Raw genomic sequence first — 17988 nt, forward strand, 5'->3', positions numbered from 1 at the left:
TTTATTTATGTGAAAAGGCTTTATTGTTGCAAAAACAAAAAAAGGAAGATTTTTATATTGACACTACCTTAAAATAACATCATCATGAAAAAAGTAAATCCGACTATATTAATGGGGAAAGGGTGTTTTGGAGTGGCAACTTCAGCAAACGTTCAATCGACTCAAAATGCAAAGAGTCTACCTGAACAACAAAAAGGATTAAAGGCTCCACAGATGCCTTTAATTATCGGTGGACTTATTGTTGCAGCAATTCTATTAGTCTACTTAATAATAACACAAAAGAGTATGCAGCCTATACTATTGGTTTTAGGTCTTTTACTTGGTTATACATTGTTTCATGCTCGTTTTGGTTTCACATCAGCATTTCGCAGACTTGCATCAGTTGGTAATGGGCAAGCATTGCGTGCACATATGTTAATGCTAGCAGTGGCAGTATCGTTATTTGCACCAATCTTAGCATACGGCATTTCATTCTTTGGAACAGGAGCAACAGGTTATGTATCACCAGTTGGTGTGAGTCTTGTTGTCGGTGCCTTCATGTTTGGAATCGGAATGCAGCTTGGCGGTGGATGTGCATCTGGTACCTTGTATGCAGTAGGTGGGGGACGTTCTGTTGCGTTCGTAACACTATTATTCTTTATTATTGGTTCCACAATCGGGGCAGCTCATCTGTCATTTTGGACAGAGGAACTACCATCCTTTGCACCGATTTCGTTAGCAACATCAACAGGTCTTGGCTATGGTGGAGCTTGGCTTGTATCAATCATCTTATTTGGGGTAATTGCGTGGATTACATTGGTTGTGGAAAGAAAAAGAAAAGCACCAAAAATGGCTCCACTTCCAACAACAACAGGCTGGAAACGAATTTTCCGCGGTTCATGGCCATTATTTGCAGCGGCAATCGTGTTAGCTGTCCTTAACGCTTTAACATTGATGACTCGTGGTACGCCATGGGGAATTACATCAGCGTTTGCTTTATGGGGTTCTAAAGTAGCGCAATTCTTTGGAATGGATGTAGCAAGCTGGGGATTCTGGCAAGGGAATGCACAAGCTCTAGAAGCATCTATTTTTGCAGATTCTACTACAATCCTTAATTTCGGAGTAATTCTTGGTGCATTCTTAGCATCAGCAGCAGGTGGATTATTTAAATTTTCTAAAGTGACACTTGGAAATGTGCTTGCATCAATTATTGGTGGTTTACTAATGGGTTATGGCTCACGTCTAGCATTTGGCTGTAACGTTGGTGCCTATTTCGGCGGTATCGCATCATTCAGTGTACACGGTTATGTATGGGGAATTCTAGCATTAGGCGGAACGTTCGTAGCCTTGTACCTTCGTCCATTATTTGGACTTTCTGTACCAAAATCAAAAGATTCATTCTGTTAATCAAAAAAGTAGGTTATCAACTTTTGTTGGTGCCTATTTTTTTTATTTTAAAATAGGGTCTTTTTGTTTATTTTCAGAAAATTCTTTCGAAAGGATAGATAATAAATGAATAATTTTTTATACTATTTAATGAAACAACCACTTATTAGAATCTTCACAGTTGCGTTGTATAAGGGGTAGGAGGTGTTATATGGTTTTCCAACTCTAGTTTAACAGAGATTTACAAACGCTTAATAGTAGGTTAATAGAGAGTTTCTACAATAAGGGAGAATAGTTGACAAAAACAGTGTTAAATCGAGTAGCTTCATTTGCGGTCAACGGACTAATTTGGGGAGGAACTGTTTAATGAAGAGGAAGAATCAGCTTGCAATTTTTTTAAGCGCTTTTACAACACTTGCACTTTTAGTATCTATTGTTTTACCAGTTAGTACATACGCTGAGGAGAGTAGCGATAGCTTTAAGCTAACTATTATGCATATGAACGATACACATGCACATGCTGATCTATTACCAAATATGATTACAGCGATTAAAGAGGTACGTGCAGAAAATCCTGAAGCTTTATTATTTAATGCGGGGGATGTTTTTTCTGGTACATTATATTTCAACGAATATCATGGAAAAGCAGATTTAGCGCTATTAAATATGATGGATTTGGATACGATGGTATTTGGTAACCATGAATTTGACTTAGGCTCTAGTGAGGATGGTCATAAGTCCTTATCAGAGTTTGTTTCCGCTGCAAAATTCCCTCTACTTGGGACGAATGTAGATTTTTCCGGTGATGCATTTATGAATAAGCTTGTTAAAAATGAGTTTACCGATTCACCAGAAGATGGAAAAGTTTTTGATGGTATTGTTAAAGAAGTAAATGGAGAAAAGATTGGAATATTTGGTTTAACGACAGAAGATACAGCGAATATTTCAAGTCCTGTAAATGTAAAATTCCTAAACTATATTAAAGAGGCAGAACGAGCTGTACAAGCCTTTGAAGAAATGGGAATTAATAAAATTGTTGCCGTAACACATCTTGGTTATGATAGCAATCCTGATTTTGGGAACGATTTACAGCTAGCTACGTATGTAGATGGAATTGATGTAGTGGTTGGTGGACATTCTCATACCCAGTTAAATGAGCCAGTTGTTGTGACAAAAGATGAGAACGGTTCAGAAAAAGATCCGACTGTTGTTGTTCAAGCCTATCAGTATTCGCAATTATTAGGTAAACTTCAGGTGGAGTTTGATGAAAATGGTGTAGTTATTGGACAAGCTGGACAGCTAATTGATGTTGCTAGTAAAGAAGCAGATTTAGAAGCTGCTGCAGTTTTAGCTCCATATAAAGAAAAAATAACTCAGCTTTCTACACAGGAATCTGGAGCAATCGCTAAGAAAACTCTAGCAAATCCGCGTCTTACGGACAGTGATGTAAGTGTCCGTGCAAATGAAACAGAATTAGGAAATCTAGTAACTGATGCAATGCTCGCAAAAGCAAAAGAAAGATATCCAGAAACAGTCATTGCATTCCAAAATGGTGGCGGAATCCGTGCGGCAATCGAGGAAGGTCCAATTACAATTGGAGAAATCATTGCGGTGCTTCCATTTGGAAATGATCCAGTAGTTGTAGAACTATCTGGTGAGGAAATTAAGCAAATTCTTGAGCATAGTGTAAGTCAAGCTCCTGCAGAAAGCGGTGGTTTCCTTCATGTTGCTGGCATGAAATTTACGTATGACAGTACAAAAGAGTCTGGCTCTCGTGTTGTATCCATGTATGTAAATATAAATGGAGAATACGAAGAGATCCAAGCAAATCAAAAATATCTTGTAACGACAAATAACTTTACTGCTAAAGGCGGAGATGGATTTGACGTATTCGCTAAAGCATATCAAGAAGGTAGAGTCCAAGATATTGGTGAAATTGATTGGGAACAGCTTCGTAAATACATGGTCGAGGATTTAAGTGGAGTAGTCGATCCTGTCCTAGAAGGACGAATTACTGATCTACTTGGGGCAGATTTAGAAGAACCAGGGGATGAAGAAGGAGAGGTTACACCAGAGGAACCAGAAGGAGAAAATCCTGAAACAGATGAACCAGAAGTAAATGATCCAGAAACTGGTGGAGATATAGACAATAGTAACGATACAGATGATTCAACAGATGAAACAAGTTCAGACTCCGACCAAGATAATACGGACAGTGGTGATGAATCTGGTATTGGAAATGATACTGATTTAGAGCAGGATGTCAACAATAATCAAGGCTCTAAAGAAACAGTTTCCAATACTTCTGGAGGAAATGCTCTTCCGAATACAGCTACAAGTATGTACACAATGCTTTTAGTAGGTGGAATTTTACTAGTAGCAGGCATTGGATTCCTTTTATTTAGAAAGGTGAAGTATTCTAAGGCTTAATTAATAAAATTGTCCTTCTGTAAGGCAATCATTACTTTAACAGAAGGACGATTTTTATGATGGGAAAATTTCCTTCCTAAAATTCCAAAATTTTTTTCATCAAAGTATAGACAAAACAAATAGATGTGATAAAATTATCTTTAATTAGAGATAATTTATTTCAAAGTAATTTATCGATAGCAATCTCTAATCAGTTTACCTTGTAATTTTTTATAAAGATCAAGGGAAACTAATTTTTTTAATAAATATCTTGAATTCAAAGTAAAAAACAAAAGGAAAATGGGAGGAATTTTAAAATGGCAAAATGGACAGTAGATCAATCACATTCTAGTGTAGGATTTGAAGTTAAACATATGATGGTTTCAAAGGTAAAGGGGCAATTTGGTTCTTACACAGCAGACGTAGAAGCTGCAGATTTAACAGATCTAACAACAGCTAGCATTGCATTCAAATTTGATGTAACAAGTATTAATACACATAGCGAAGATCGTGATAACCACTTAAAATCAGGCGATTTCTTCGATACAGAAAAATATCCTACAATTGATTTTAAATCAACATCTATTACAAAAGATGGCGATGACTACAAAGTAACAGGTGATTTAACAATTAAGGACGTTACAAAGCCAGTTACATTTGATGTAGAATTTGGTGGAAAAGGCACAAACCCATGGGGCGTAGAAGTTTACGGCTTCGAAGCAGAAACAAAAATCAACCGTGAAGATTTCGGACTTACTTGGAACGCAGTACTTGAATCAGGCGGTGTACTTGTAGGAAAAGACATCAAAATTAAAGTAGAGCTAGAAGTAAACCCAGCATAAGGAATCAGAGGGACGGTTCTTATGTATCCGAAAGGATGCGTGAGAATCGTCTTTTTTTATCTAAAAAAGAAAAGGTTTACATTTTCACTTGAAAAGATAGAAAATTCTTCCTATAATAAAGATTTGAAAGTACTTCTTCTATTAATAGTTTAATGGGTTAAGTTTTGTAGATAAATGTAATCGTTATCAACGTAAAATGTTTACGAATGTACAAAAAAGTATAACCCTTAAATGATTTGGCAATTCGGTGTTATTTTCCTCTCTTTATACTAGTTTAGTATTTTACTATTTCCATCGAGATATTACTAAAAAAAGTGTCACATTATTCTCAAATAAAGCTACTTAAGTTAATATTTTTTTTAAAAAGTGTAGGTTAAAATCTTTCCTTCTATAAAATCTGTATTATCCATAAGTGTAACAATGCAAATAAAATGAACGATAAAGGAGTGGCTCATGGATGATTAATGTGGCTATCATTGGCTTAGGAGCGATTTCCAATGCGCATATTAAGGGGTATTTACAGTTTAAGGATGAGTGTAAAATAGTTGCGCTTTCCGAAATTTATAAAGACAAGGCATATCAAGTTGCCAAGGATTTTCAGTTAGATGTTGCTGTATATGATGATTATAAGGAGCTTTTAAAACGAGCAGATATTGATTTAGTATCTGTTTGTACTCCACCATTTACACATGCGGAAATCTCGATTGCTGCGATGAATGCTGGAAAACATGTATTAGTGGAAAAACCAATGGCTTCCTCCATTGAAGAATGTCATGCAATGAATGAGGCTGCGAAAAAGAATAAGCGAGTTTTATCGGTTGTTGCTCAAAATCGTTTTACCAATCCAATGATGAAATTGAAAAAAGTGTTAGATACAAAATTAATGGGACCCATTGTACATACACAGGTAGATTCCTATTGGTGGAGAGGGTATAGCTATTATGATTTATGGTGGAGAGGAACTTGGGAAAAAGAAGGTGGAGGATGCACGTTAAATCATGCTGTACACCATATTGATATTTTGCAATGGATGAATGGAATGCCAACAGAAATAACGGCTGTTGCAAGCAATGTAGCTCATGATAATGCAGAGGTGGAAGACATATCCATCGCCATCTTGAAATATGATAATGGGTCGTTAGCTCAAATTACGAGTTCCGTTATTCACCATGGGGAAGAGCAGCAATTAGTTTTCCAAGGAAAAAATGCTCGAGTATCTGCACCTTGGAAGGTGAAAGCATCTAAATCAAAAGATAATGGATTTCCTGAAGAGGACACAGTATTAGAAGAAAAAATCCAACAAGTGTATGAGTGTTTGCCAGCTATTCCTTATGAGGGACATACAGGTCAAATTCATGATGTCCTTCTAGCAGTGAATGGAGAGAAGGCGCTGTTAAGCGATGGAATTCAAGGACAGCAAACCCTTGAATTAATCAGTGCTATTTATCAGTCGGCACATACAGGTAAAACAGTTAAATTACCATTAACAAAAGAAGATCCATTTTTTACAAGAGAGGGAATCCTTCAACATGCAAAGAAGAGGTAGCAAAGGGACGGTTCTACTGCTTCCCATAGGTTCTCTTTTACAATAATAATCATTCTTGAAAGGGTGTTTAATATGTTGACTAAAGCCAAATATCAAGAAGTACAAATGCGTACCCTGGAATTATTTAATCAGGCAGGAATCATATTAAGTGAATCAGAACAGGCCGCTATTGAAGTGGCAGACTTTGGTTTGGGCCAAATAGATACACAAGGATTACAATTAATCACTTATATTAATAATAATCATTATTGTGCAAAGGAATTAGTCTTATTCCCAAATCAAACATGCCCAGAGCATAAGCATCCACCGATCAATAATAGTGCAGGGAAAACAGAAACCTTCCGATGCAGATTTGGAAAAGTATACTTATATGTGGAAGGGGAAGCAACAGCAAATATAAAAGCAATAGTTCCGGAAGCTAGCAAAGAATACTACACCGTCTTTCATGAAATAGAATTAAATCCTGGTGACCAATACACAATCCCACCAAATACCCTTCATTGGTTCCAGGCAAGTGAAGAAGGAGCAATCGTCTCCGAGTTTTCAACCACAAGCAGGGACGAACACGACATTTTTACCGATCTAAATATAAAGAGAATTTCAGAGATAAAGTAAGCAGAGGGACGGTTCTATTGCTTCCTTTTTGAGGCAAATGAACCGTCCGAAAAGTTGAAGAATTCTTAGCTGAAAAAATGTGAACGATTAATTTAGATACTTTAGAATAGGAAGCTATTACATTTTCTATGTTTAATAGGTTGATGAAAAAACAGCCCTATATAAATAAAAATAAAGTTAAATGCAATTAACGAAAAGGAGCCCTCTATTAATGAATAAGAAAATGCTTTTTAATGATGGATGGGAATTTGCAAAAACTAGCGTAGAAGAAACAGATAGTAGACACTTAAACTTTGCACCAATTGATTTGCCACATGATTGGCTGATTTATAATACGCTTGATCTCTATGAATCTAGCATTGGCTGGTATCGTAAAAGCTTTACCTATTCGAAGAAACAAGGGGAACAGCTGCTGCTATGTTTTGATGGTGTATATATGGATTCAACTTTGTATGTAAATAATGAGTTTGTTGGGGAATGGAAAAATGGTTATTCCTCGTTTGAGCATGATATTACAGCTGCTATGGTGGATGGCGAAAATAACATACTTGTAAAGGTTGTATATAAAAGCCCTAATAGTCGTTGGTATTCAGGAGCCGGAATTTACCGAAACGTTTGGCTTAAAACAAGAGAGAATAATCATCTCGTGACAGATGGAATCTATATCGCAATGAATCAACAGGATAATCGTTGGCATATTGAAGTCGAAACAGAATTAGCACTTAATCAAGATGTACACCTTACCCATTCTATTATTTTTAAAAATCAAGAAATTGCAGCTGTCTCCGAAACGATAGAAGCAGGAACGGAAAGTATGGTCTTAAATCAGCAAAAGCTAATTGTCGATCATCCGTTGCTATGGAGCACAAACGAGCCCCATCTTTATCAGCTTCAAACAGAATTGCAAATGAATAATCCAGAAAGAACGACAATTGAAGCTGTTAAACAAAGCATTGGTTTTCGAAGTATTATTCTCGATTCAAAGCAAGGATTTCGTTTAAATGGCAAAAGGATGAAGCTAAATGGGGTTTGCGAGCATCATGATTTGGGAGCATTAGGAGCTGCATTTAATAAAACAGCTTTAAAAAGAAGGCTGGAAATACTGAAAGAAATGGGTGTAAATGCAATTAGGACAGCGCATAATATGCCTGCAAAGGAATTAATGGACCTAGCTGATGAGATGGGTTTTCTTGTGGTATCAGAAGCTTTTGATATGTGGGAAAGACCAAAGACGAAGTATGATTATGCACGTTTCTTTAAGGAATGGGTACCAATCGATGTGAAAAGCTGGGTGAAGAGAGATCGAAATCATCCAAGTCTTTTGATGTGGAGTATCGGAAACGAAATTTATGACACACATGCAGATGAGCGAGGGCAAGAAATAACAAGAATGTTAATGGAAGAAGTACATAAATATGATCCGAAGCAAAATGCTTGGGTGACGATTGGCTCCAATTATATGCCATGGGAAAATGCTCAAAAATGTGCGGATATTGTGAAGGTAGCAGGCTATAATTATGGCGAAAAATATTATCATAAGCATCATGAAGAGCATCCAGATTGGATTATTTATGGAAGTGAAACCGCATCTGTAGTTCAAAGCAGGGGAATTTATCATTTTCCTTATGAAAAATCAATTCTTGCTGATGATGATGAACAGTGTTCTGCACTTGGAAATAGCTCCACTAGCTGGGGGGCAAAGTCAACAGAAGCTTGTATTATAGCAGATCGAGATGCCCCCTTTTCTCTGGGTACTTTTATTTGGACAGGTTTTGACTATATCGGGGAGCCAACTCCTTATCATACGAAAAATGCCTATTTTGGCCAAATTGATACAGCTACTTTTAAAAAGGACTCCTATTATATTTATCAAGCGGCATGGACAGATTACCGGGAAAAACCGATGGTGCATCTTTTCCCTTATTGGGATTTTAGCGAAGGGCAAATGATTGATGTCCGTGTATGCTCCAATGCGCCGAAAGTGGAATTGCAGCTTAATGGGACTACGATTGGTTCCCATGCTATCGATCATGAGAATGGAACAGAGCTTGTAGGATGGTGGAAGATTCCTTATGAAAAAGGTGTGTTAACTGCTATTGCCTATGATGAAGCAGGTAATATTATTGCAACAGATACAAAAAAATCCTTTGGGGATGCGAAGAAAGTTTGTTTGAAAGCAGATAAACAATTACTGACTGCGAATGGAAATGATATTGTTTTTGTCGAAATTGCAACAGAGGATCAGAATGGGAACGAAGTCGAAAATGCCACAAATCGTGTGAATGTAAATGTGACGGGCGCTGGTCGTTTGGTTGGTCTAGATAATGGGGACAGTACGGATTATGACCAATATAAAGGGGTAAGTAAAAGGTTGTTTAGTGGCAAGCTAATGGCAATAATTGCTGCAACAACAGAACCTGGAAAAATTCAAATAGAGGTGACCTCTAAAGGATTAGATAGTGAAATCCTAGAGCTTGAATCTCTTCCAGCAAAGGCATCAGAACTAATTGGAATTTCGGCAACCATAAAAAATACAGTTACACCAATCGTAATGGGAAGAGAAGAAGAAATGCCTCTTCGTAAAATTGAAATGATAAGTGAATCAGGGCAACTATTTGATCCAACAAGAACAGAGATGTTCGTGCATGCTAAGCTACTTCCAGCAACTACTTCTTATCAAGAAATAGAGTGGAGTGTTGTAACCGATGCTGGTATTGCATCGAATATTTCAAAGGTGGAAGTGCATGGAGATAAGGTAAAGGTCATTGCTTTAGGAGATGGAGAATTTCATCTTCGCTGCACGAGTAAGAACGGTACCGATAAAATAAAGCTCATTTCCGAGCTAGAGTTTAAGGCGATTGGACTTGGAAAAGCCTATAAGGATCCGTATGGGTTTATCTCTGCAGGTTTATATGACTACAGCAAAGGTGAGGTTACGAATGGAAATGAACGAGGAGTCGCCACTAGCAGGGACGGTGTAACGCAAGTGGGCTTTCGTGAAATAGACTTTGGAAATTATGGCTCAGACAAAATTACGATTCCGATTTTTGCCCTATCAGATGATGAGTATCCAATCCAAATTTGGGAAGGCATGCCAGAAGAAGAAGGCAGCGAGCTGGTAGCGGATATGATTTATCAAAAGCCATCTAAGTGGAATGTTTATCAGGAAGAGACATATCAATTGTCGAAAAGACTTCGTGGAATCAAGTCGATTTGCTTTGTTTTACAGCAAAAGGTTCATATTAAAGGCTTTTACTTTGAAAAGAAGAATCAGGCGTTTGAACGTAATTACGCATCTGAATGTAACCATATTTATGGGGATACCTTTGAAGTGAAAGAACATTGTGTAGAAGGAATTGGCAATAATGTTTCATTAACTTTTGAACAATTCGATTTTACAGAGGCCGGCGCAAGACAGCTTATTATTTCAGGGCAATCGCCAATTGAAAAAAATACCATTCATATACGCTTTGCAAATGAAGATGGCGAAAGCAATCAAATGGTTGAATTTCTTTACTCAGATGACTATGAAGAACGAGTATTTGAGTTGGAGAAAATAACTGGCTTGCAAAAAGTAACATTTGTCTTTTTACCAGGAAGTAATTTTGACTTTAAATGGTTTCAGTTTAAGTGATGGGAATTTAAAATGAAGCTTACCGTTAAGGACGGTAGGCTTTGTTTTGGTGGAAGAAAGGTATTTATAGGTGGTGAAGGTTGAAAAATGAAGGAGAGGGGAGAAAATCGGAGAGCACTTTGGGAAAGTGGTGTTCGTGTCAAGGGGATGAAAGCCGAAAATCGGAGAGCATCAACAAAAAGTGGCGTTCATCAACCGGATGAAAACCAAAATCGAGAGAGCACCAACAAAAAGTGGTGTTCATAAAAACAAATCAAATCCTAAATAGAAACCCCACACCAAAAATCCTTTATCAACACCACCCAGTATTTACTATCCACCAGATTCATACATAGCCTTCTTTAAGGAAAGATAAAATATACTATGGGCTTAAAATAATTAATAAAATCTTCCCTCAACATAGGGATTTTTTCCTAATAAGCTATTTAATTGCCATAAAGCGTCATAACCCTTAATATTACTATCAAGACAAGTCATTTATGTAGAGATAATTCATTCTAAAAAAAGCGATATGAATTTTCTAATTAGGAAAGGCGGCTAGGAAATTTAAGCGTAAAAAAGGGCTTGTAAAAAAATAGTCGGTTCAATCTGTGCTGGCAATTAGCAGTATTTCTCGATAAAAACGAGAAGATAAGTTAATCGTAAGTAATCTATAATACTGAAAGGAGGAAGCATGAAAAATATGGATAACAAAAAAGAAGGATCATCCCCGAAAAACGCACAATTTAATATTTTACGAAATGACCCTACAAAAGGCGATGGTGGTTACGGCGTAGGCTCTATTTCTTTAGAGAATGTTACACCGATTATTATTGATAGAGAAACGCAAGAAGTATTTATAGATATGGGTGCCTTGCATGGTAGAAGCAAGGTGGAGCAAAAGGTCTTTTTTAAGAATGTCACGAAAGAAGAGGTGGAAGCTCTAGATCCACATAAATATTGGGTAATTTGGATTGCTCTGGACAGAAACCAAAATGGCGTCCACTATTCTGGGGCAGGTGCTTGTGAAATATTGGTTGCAAAGCAAACGAAAGAAGGAAGTAGAAGAGTTTTTGGATTTAAGTCGATGCCTGAGCATGTAAATAGTCTCGATAAAGCAATCAAACGAAAATTTGCATTAGATATAATGGATGAAGAATCTAAGCAATCTTTAAAAAAGTACCTTGTTGATTTTAACAGTGAATATTGGGAGAAATCACCTGAGAAATTGAAAAATAGCCTATAAGAGGAAAGGTGAATGAATTGAAAAAATATGGAATTGATCCAAGCAAAGGCTTGGAGTTTGGAATATATACATTAGGTGATCATTTGCCAAACCCGTTAACAGGAGAGAGGGTCTCTGCTGAAGAACGTATACATGAAATCATCGAATATGCGAAATTAGCAGATCAAGCGGGTCTTGATTTCTTTAGTGTTGGGGAAAGTCATCAAGAATATTTTGTCACACAAGCACATTCTGTAGTATTATCAGCGATTGCACAAGCTACCAAAAATATTAAAATCGCTAGCTCCTCCACAATTATTAGTACCTCTGATCCCGTTCGTGTCTATGAGGATTTTGCGACAATTGATTTAATTTCTAAAGGTCGTGCAGAAATCATTGCTGGTCGTGCTTCAAGAATTGGATTATTTGAATTATTAGGCTATAATCTTCATGATTATGAGGAATTATTTGAAGAAAAATTTGACTTATTAATGAAAATTAATGCAGAGGAAATAGTGAATTGGAGCGGAGAATTTCGTGCACCATTAAGAAATGCACAAGTCTTACCACGACCTAAAAACAGTTTTATTCCGATTTGGCGAGCAGTTGGAGGAACACCAGCTAGTGCAATTAGAGCAGGTATTGCAGGTGCACCAATGTTTATGGCTCACTTAGGTGGTCCAGCATCTGTATTTAAACGTACAGTAGATGCATATCGTGAAGCAGCACGTAATAGTGGCTTTGATCCAGCGGAATTACCAGTAGCAACGGCAGGCTTTTTCTATGCAGCAGAATCCTCTCAACAAGCATTGAAGGATATGTATCCGCATATTAATGAAGGCATGAAAAAAACAAACGGTGCTGGATTTCCAAAACAGCATTTCGCACAAGGGGTAGATCCGCATAATATTATGAATATCGGAAGCCCACAGCAAATTATTGAAAAAATTCTTTATCAACACGAAATGTTTGGTCATCAACGTTATATCGCTCAAATTGACTTTGGTGGTATGCCATTTGAAAAAATTATGAAAAATGTGGAGATTATTGGTTCTGAAATCTTGCCGGCTATTAGAAAATATACAAAAAAATCGGAGGCATAAGAAATGAAGATTGTTGGATTATCCGGTTCGAAAGTAGGATCGAAAACAAGAACAGCAATGGATTACACGATGAAAGCGATCAAGGATAATTATCCTGAAGTGGAGATAACGTTACTCGACTTAGCGGATTATGATATTCCATTTAGTGATGGTAGAAACTATTTAGAATATGAAGGGGACGCAGGTTATGTTACCAAAACAATAATGGAAGCTGATGCCATTATTATTGGAACACCGGTTTTCCAAGCATCCATTCCTGCTACGTTAAAAAACATTTTTGATTTATTGCCTCAAAATGCGTTTCGCGATAAAGTTGTTAGTATGTTAGTTACAGCAGGTTCGTCGAAGCATTATTTAATTGTTGAACAGCAATTAAAGCCAATTTTGGCATATATGAAAGCACAAATTGTGCAAACCTATGTATTTATCGAGGAAAAAGATTTCTATCGTAAAGAAATCACCGATGATGATGTTCTTTTCCGTATTGAGCGATTAGTGGAAGATACAATCGTATTAACAGAAACCTATACGGAAATAAGAGAAAAAAAAGAAGCAAAATACGATTTTTAATAAAAAGTTGCAGATTTATCTAGAATGTTTTTATACATTTTAGTCTAATTAGTATTTTAAAAGGAAGAGTAAGAATGAAGGTACTAGAAGGAATTGTCAACATTCAGCGGGATATAGGTTCAGATGTATTAGTAATAAATGATATGCCTTTATCAAAATATTTCATAGATTATAACGGGGAAAGAATTTCTCTTTCTATTTTTTGTGAAAATGAAAGAACTTATACGTATGAAGGAACAGCTGATATTTTTTATTTTGAAGGAAAACAGCATTACTATAGAGGTACAAAATATGTAGATGACTTCTTTGTTGATGATAGGGATATCCGAGAACTATTAGAACAACATGAAAAGGAATCTGTAAAAATTACTCTTTCAAAAATGGACAATTAAGGAAAAGTCCGCACTTTCAAGCAGAATAGTGCGGGCTTTTTTATAGTAGATAAGAAAAAATAATTATTAACAAAGAAATGAGGAGTTAAAAATTTTCTTTCCTATTCCTTTTCTAGACATTTTTTGTTCATCTGTTTCAAATGTATGATATCATCAACGTAAGTAATAACTAGTTGCGTCATTTGGAGGAACATATGAAACGTACCTTTTTTTATACTATTTTAATTATCTCCTTTCTGATAGCGGTTGCATATTCTCTGTATTGCTATAGACAGGCTCAAATTTATGATGAGAAAATGCTAGAAGTTATATCCGAGGATTCTCCTTTACCAAAATATCATTTTGCATTAATTGGAGAGGAAATGGATCATGATTACTGGCGCTTAGTAGGAGCAGGGGCGAAAAAAGCTGCATTAGATAATGATGTTTTTGTAGAATATGAAGGACCGAAACGATCGAATCCAGAAGAACAATTGAAACTTCTGGACATGGCGATACAAGCTAAAGTGGATGGCATTATTGTGCAAGCGCTTAACGATACATTCACTCCACTGATTAATAAGGCTGTTCAGGAAGGGATACCTGTTATTACAATAGATACAGATGCTCCAGAAAGTTTACGTAATGCTTATATAGGAACAGATAATTATTTAGCTGGTCAATTAGCAGGGCAGACATTAGTAAAGGATACTGGCGGAAAAGCTAAAGTTGGGATTATTACAGGTGGAATTGATAATGCCTATAATCAGCATCAATTAAGGGTACAAGGCTTTAAAGATGCAATCGCTAAGGTAAAAGGAATTAAGATTATTGCGATAGATGAATCGAATCTAACAAGAGTACAAGCAGAAGAAAAAGCCTATAAGATGTTGAAAGAGCATGAAGATATTACCGCGTTTTATGGAACAAGCTCACTAGATGGAATCGGAATAGTAGCAGCTGCAAAATCATTAAAGAAACAGGATGACTTGTATGTTATTTCGTTTGATGCATTAGATGAGAATATCGATTTATTAAATGAAGGAAATATAAATGCTATTATCGCCCAGCAGCCTTTTGAAATGGGAGAAAAAAGCATTGAATTAATATTAAATCTTATAAAACAGAAGTCTGTTCCGATGGTGAATCATACGAATGCATCAATCGTCCATCGTAAAGATTTAGAAGCGGTAGTAGAGAAAAAGGTGAAAGCTTATGATTAGAATTCGTACGAAGCTACTGATTTATTTTGGTGTGATTTTACTTTTACTTTTACTATTATTTTGGATACGAGAACATAGTAATCAACAAGTAAAAGATTTATATGATGAGAATATGGAATATTTTTTCTTATTAAATGAAATGACGAAAGAAACAAATCAGACCTATCAATCTCTGCAAATTTATGTGCATGAGCCCTTAAAGGAAAATTTAACATTGTACATGGTAGACAAAAATAAGTTCAATCAGTTACAGCAACAGTTTATTGCGATGGAGAAACAAGGAATTCCTAAGAAAAATCTCGTTAATATGATGGATAATTTTCGAGAGCAAACGGAAAAAACAGTCGAAGGGATAGAAAATCAAGATATCCAACAATATTCTAGCTCTTTAAAGGAAGTAGAAAAAATATCAAGCTATATTCATGAGAAAGCACTTGATTTAATTGATGAAAAGCTTACAGAATATCAGGAAGTTTCTTTTCTCTTGGACAAAAAAATTAACCATACCAAAAATATGGGTACTACGATTCTTTTTTCTATTATCCTATTAAGTATTTTATTTGCACTATGGTTTTCTAATGGAATTACCAGAACCATTGGGCGTTTGACAAAGGAAGCAGAGGAAATTTCAGCAGGGAAATATGATGGAGAAGATATTGTCGTTTCCCAAAAGGATGAGCTTTGGTTTTTAACGAAAACATTTAATGAGATGAAAAAAAATATATTAGAGTCGGTCAGTCAAATAGAGGAGAAAGCTAGATTAGCTCATTTACTTAAGGAGATGGAGCTAAAGAGTCTACAAAATCAAATTAATCCCCATTTCCTTTTTAATACGCTGAATACTATTTCAAAAACCGCTTATATTGAAGGGGCAGATCGAACATGTGAATTAATCTCATCTGTTTCAACTTTGCTTCGTTATAATATTGGCAGTCTTGATCGGCAAACTATTTTGAAGGATGAAGTCGTAATCGTAAAGGAATACTTTTTTATCCAAAAAACACGTTTTGGCGGAAGAGTGGAATTTATTGAAGAAATCGATCCAGCTTGTTTATCGATACCGATTCCATGCCTTACCTTGCAGCCAATTATAGAAAATGCCTTTATTCATGGTATTGAGAGTATGGCGAAGGGGGCTACTATTACCTTAACAATCTATGAAAAAAATGAAAAAGTATGGATTGAAGTGAAGGACAATGGTGTAGGAATGGATCAGGAGACAATTGACCGATTAATGGACTTGAGGGAGGATACAGAAAGCACCGTAACGAAAAAGGGATCTGGTCATTCTACTGGAATTGGCATGAGTAATGTTATTAAGCGGATTAAATTATTCGATAAAGAAAGTCAGGTAATGGTACACTCAACCCTTGGAGAAGGAACAAGTGTGATTATTAGTTTAAATAAATATGGAAAGGGGGCTTATTCGTGATCAAAATAATGCTTGTAGACGATGAACCGATTGAAAGAGAAGGGCTGAAACTCATGCTTAGCCGAAATCGTTCTAATTTTGAAGTAATTGCAGAGGCGGAAAATGGGAAAGAAGCAGTGGAGCTTGCTATTATCCATAAACCGGATTTAGTATTTATGGATATAAAGATGCCTGAATTTGATGGGATTGAAGCGATTAGACGAATACATGCCTCTGATTCCACTATTAAATATATAATGGTTTCTGCTTTTGATACATTTGATTATGCACGGGAAGCAATGAAATTTGGCATAAAAGAATATTTACTAAAGCCAAGTAGTGTTTCCGAAGTATTAGAGGCTTTTGATGGAATGGTAGAAGAGATTAAACAGGATAAACAAGAGATAATGAAGAAGCAGGAGATTCATCATCGGCTTGAGAGAGTCAGTTCGGTTATTGAAATGGAGTTTATCGTATCTTTTATTATGGACTATGTATATGAATTTAACCAAGAAGAATGGGATGAATGGCTGGACCTTGAAAAGAAGAATGGCTTTGTTGCCGTCTTCTCCTTTGAATCTGAGAATCAGCACCCTAGTAGAGACGAGAAAAGTCAATGGTATCGAATTTTAAAGCAAGCTTTACAGGAACAAAAACTGCAATGTCTTGTTGGTCCGTTAACTGGTTTTCAAGTGCCTATATTAGTTTTAATCAATGAAAAGGAACAGCAAGATAAGGAAATAAGAGATAATTTTTCGCGAAGGATAATTCATGAGGTGCAAAATCATCTTGAACAATGCCATATATATGCAGGTATTGGAACCCTTGTTTCAAGTATTCAGCAATTTTCTGATTCCTATAAAGAGGCAATTTATGCATTAGAGCTTGTTCATAGCCATCCAAGTGCAACGTATATGGCATACAATGATCGAGTGAAGAAAAAACGAAAAGAGCTAATTCCTTTTGAGGTGGAGAAAGAACTGCTCGATGCAGTGAAGAAAGGGGATAGCCAAAAAGGGCTGCAAATGTTTGAAACTTATTTTCAATCCATTCAGCAAGCCGCTGATTTTCAACTAAGAATGATACACAGAGCAATGGAGAATTTCTTTATCGTCTTAACTCGTTCTATGAAAGAGCTAGGATTTGAGGAAGAAATTGAAACGAGCTTAGGTCAATTTGATACCCCTATACAAATAAAAGAGGCAGCAAAGGCGCATTTATTGGTCATTATTAAACGCCTTGGAGAATGGCGATCAAATGGAATACGCGCATTACTTTTACAAGCAAAGGATTATATGGATAAAAATTTTTATAAAGCTATTTCCCTTGAAGAAGTCGCTGAGCAAATTGGAATAAGTTCCTATTATTTAAGTAAGTTATTTAAGGAAAGATTTCAGGTTACATTTATTGATTATTTAACGAAAACGAGATTAGAAAAGGCGAAAGAGCTTTTATTTAATCCTAATGTACCCTTAAAGGAAATTGCATTAAATATTGGTTACAAGGATCCAAACTATTTTAGTAGAGTGTTTAAAAAAGAAACGGGGATGAGCCCTAGTGAATATCGAACAAAATATCAGCAGTAAAAACAGCGATTTTTGGTCGTTGTTTTTTTAATTGGCGGTTTTTCTAAAAGATTATTGGTTTCAAAATAGGGAAAATAAATGAATTTTAAAGAAAAGTAAGGTTTTTACA

The 17988-nt window shown here is 36.1% G+C and carries 14 protein-coding genes; all 14 read left to right on the forward strand.

The features are described from left to right. The first annotated feature begins 132 nt into the window (after positions 1–132). The 14 genes from NYE52_RS04710 (at position 133) to NYE52_RS04775 (ending at position 17879) form a co-directional block, all read left to right on the forward strand. The gene (locus NYE52_RS04710) at positions 133–1386 is read left to right on the forward strand and encodes a YeeE/YedE family protein (RefSeq protein WP_341191996.1); all 1254 of its coding nucleotides are present in this window, start codon (positions 133–135) and stop codon (positions 1384–1386) included. A 345-nt stretch (positions 1387–1731) separates the two neighbouring features. After that, complete coding sequence (locus NYE52_RS04715) at positions 1732–3795, forward strand: 5'-nucleotidase C-terminal domain-containing protein (protein ID WP_341191997.1); 2064 nt, start codon at positions 1732–1734, stop codon at positions 3793–3795. Between the two features lie 296 nt (positions 3796–4091). Further along, positions 4092–4616, forward strand: a complete 525-nt coding sequence (locus NYE52_RS04720) for a YceI family protein (protein WP_341191998.1) — start codon at positions 4092–4094, stop codon at positions 4614–4616. Between the two features lie 457 nt (positions 4617–5073). Continuing rightward, positions 5074–6162, forward strand: coding sequence for a Gfo/Idh/MocA family protein (locus NYE52_RS04725; RefSeq protein ID WP_341191999.1), 1089 nt, complete (start codon positions 5074–5076; stop codon positions 6160–6162). 72 nt (positions 6163–6234) lie between these two features. Continuing rightward, positions 6235–6777 (forward strand): D-lyxose/D-mannose family sugar isomerase, encoded by a 543-nt coding sequence (locus tag NYE52_RS04730; RefSeq protein ID WP_341192000.1) that lies wholly within the window; start codon positions 6235–6237, stop codon positions 6775–6777. A gap of 211 nt (positions 6778–6988) precedes the next feature. Further along, the gene (locus NYE52_RS04735; protein WP_341192001.1) at positions 6989–10411 is read left to right on the forward strand and encodes a glycoside hydrolase family 2 TIM barrel-domain containing protein; all 3423 of its coding nucleotides are present in this window, start codon (positions 6989–6991) and stop codon (positions 10409–10411) included. A gap of 87 nt (positions 10412–10498) precedes the next feature. Continuing rightward, a complete protein-coding gene (locus NYE52_RS04740) occupies positions 10499–10657 on the forward strand; it encodes a hypothetical protein (protein ID WP_341192002.1) in 159 nt (52 codons plus the stop codon). 427 nt (positions 10658–11084) lie between these two features. Beyond that, positions 11085–11636, forward strand: coding sequence for a YwhD family protein (locus tag NYE52_RS04745; protein WP_341192003.1), 552 nt, complete (start codon positions 11085–11087; stop codon positions 11634–11636). Positions 11637–11653: 17 nt separating this feature from the next. Further along, the gene (locus NYE52_RS04750) at positions 11654–12718 is read left to right on the forward strand and encodes an LLM class flavin-dependent oxidoreductase (protein ID WP_341195114.1); all 1065 of its coding nucleotides are present in this window, start codon (positions 11654–11656) and stop codon (positions 12716–12718) included. Positions 12719–12721: 3 nt separating this feature from the next. Further along, positions 12722–13288 carry an NADPH-dependent FMN reductase gene (locus tag NYE52_RS04755; RefSeq protein ID WP_341192004.1) on the forward strand — a complete coding sequence of 189 codons (567 nt, stop codon included), beginning with the start codon at positions 12722–12724 and terminating at the stop codon, positions 13286–13288. A gap of 74 nt (positions 13289–13362) precedes the next feature. Further along, on the forward strand, positions 13363–13680 hold the full coding sequence (locus NYE52_RS04760; protein WP_341192005.1) for a hypothetical protein: 318 nt from the start codon (positions 13363–13365) through the stop codon (positions 13678–13680). A 194-nt stretch (positions 13681–13874) separates the two neighbouring features. Then, entirely contained in the window at positions 13875–14882 is a 1008-nt protein-coding gene (locus tag NYE52_RS04765) for a sugar-binding protein (RefSeq protein WP_341192006.1), read from the forward strand. Further along, entirely contained in the window at positions 14875–16314 is a 1440-nt protein-coding gene (locus tag NYE52_RS04770) for a sensor histidine kinase (protein WP_341192007.1), read from the forward strand. Before NYE52_RS04765 ends, NYE52_RS04770 begins: the two co-directional genes overlap by 8 nt. Continuing rightward, a complete protein-coding gene (locus NYE52_RS04775; RefSeq protein WP_341192008.1) occupies positions 16311–17879 on the forward strand; it encodes a response regulator in 1569 nt (522 codons plus the stop codon). Before NYE52_RS04770 ends, NYE52_RS04775 begins: the two co-directional genes overlap by 4 nt. Positions 17880–17988: the final 109 nt, after the last annotated feature.

The sequence above is a fragment of the Niallia sp. FSL W8-0635 genome (genome assembly GCF_038007965.1).
Classification (GTDB): Bacteria; Bacillota; Bacilli; order Bacillales; family Cytobacillaceae; genus Niallia.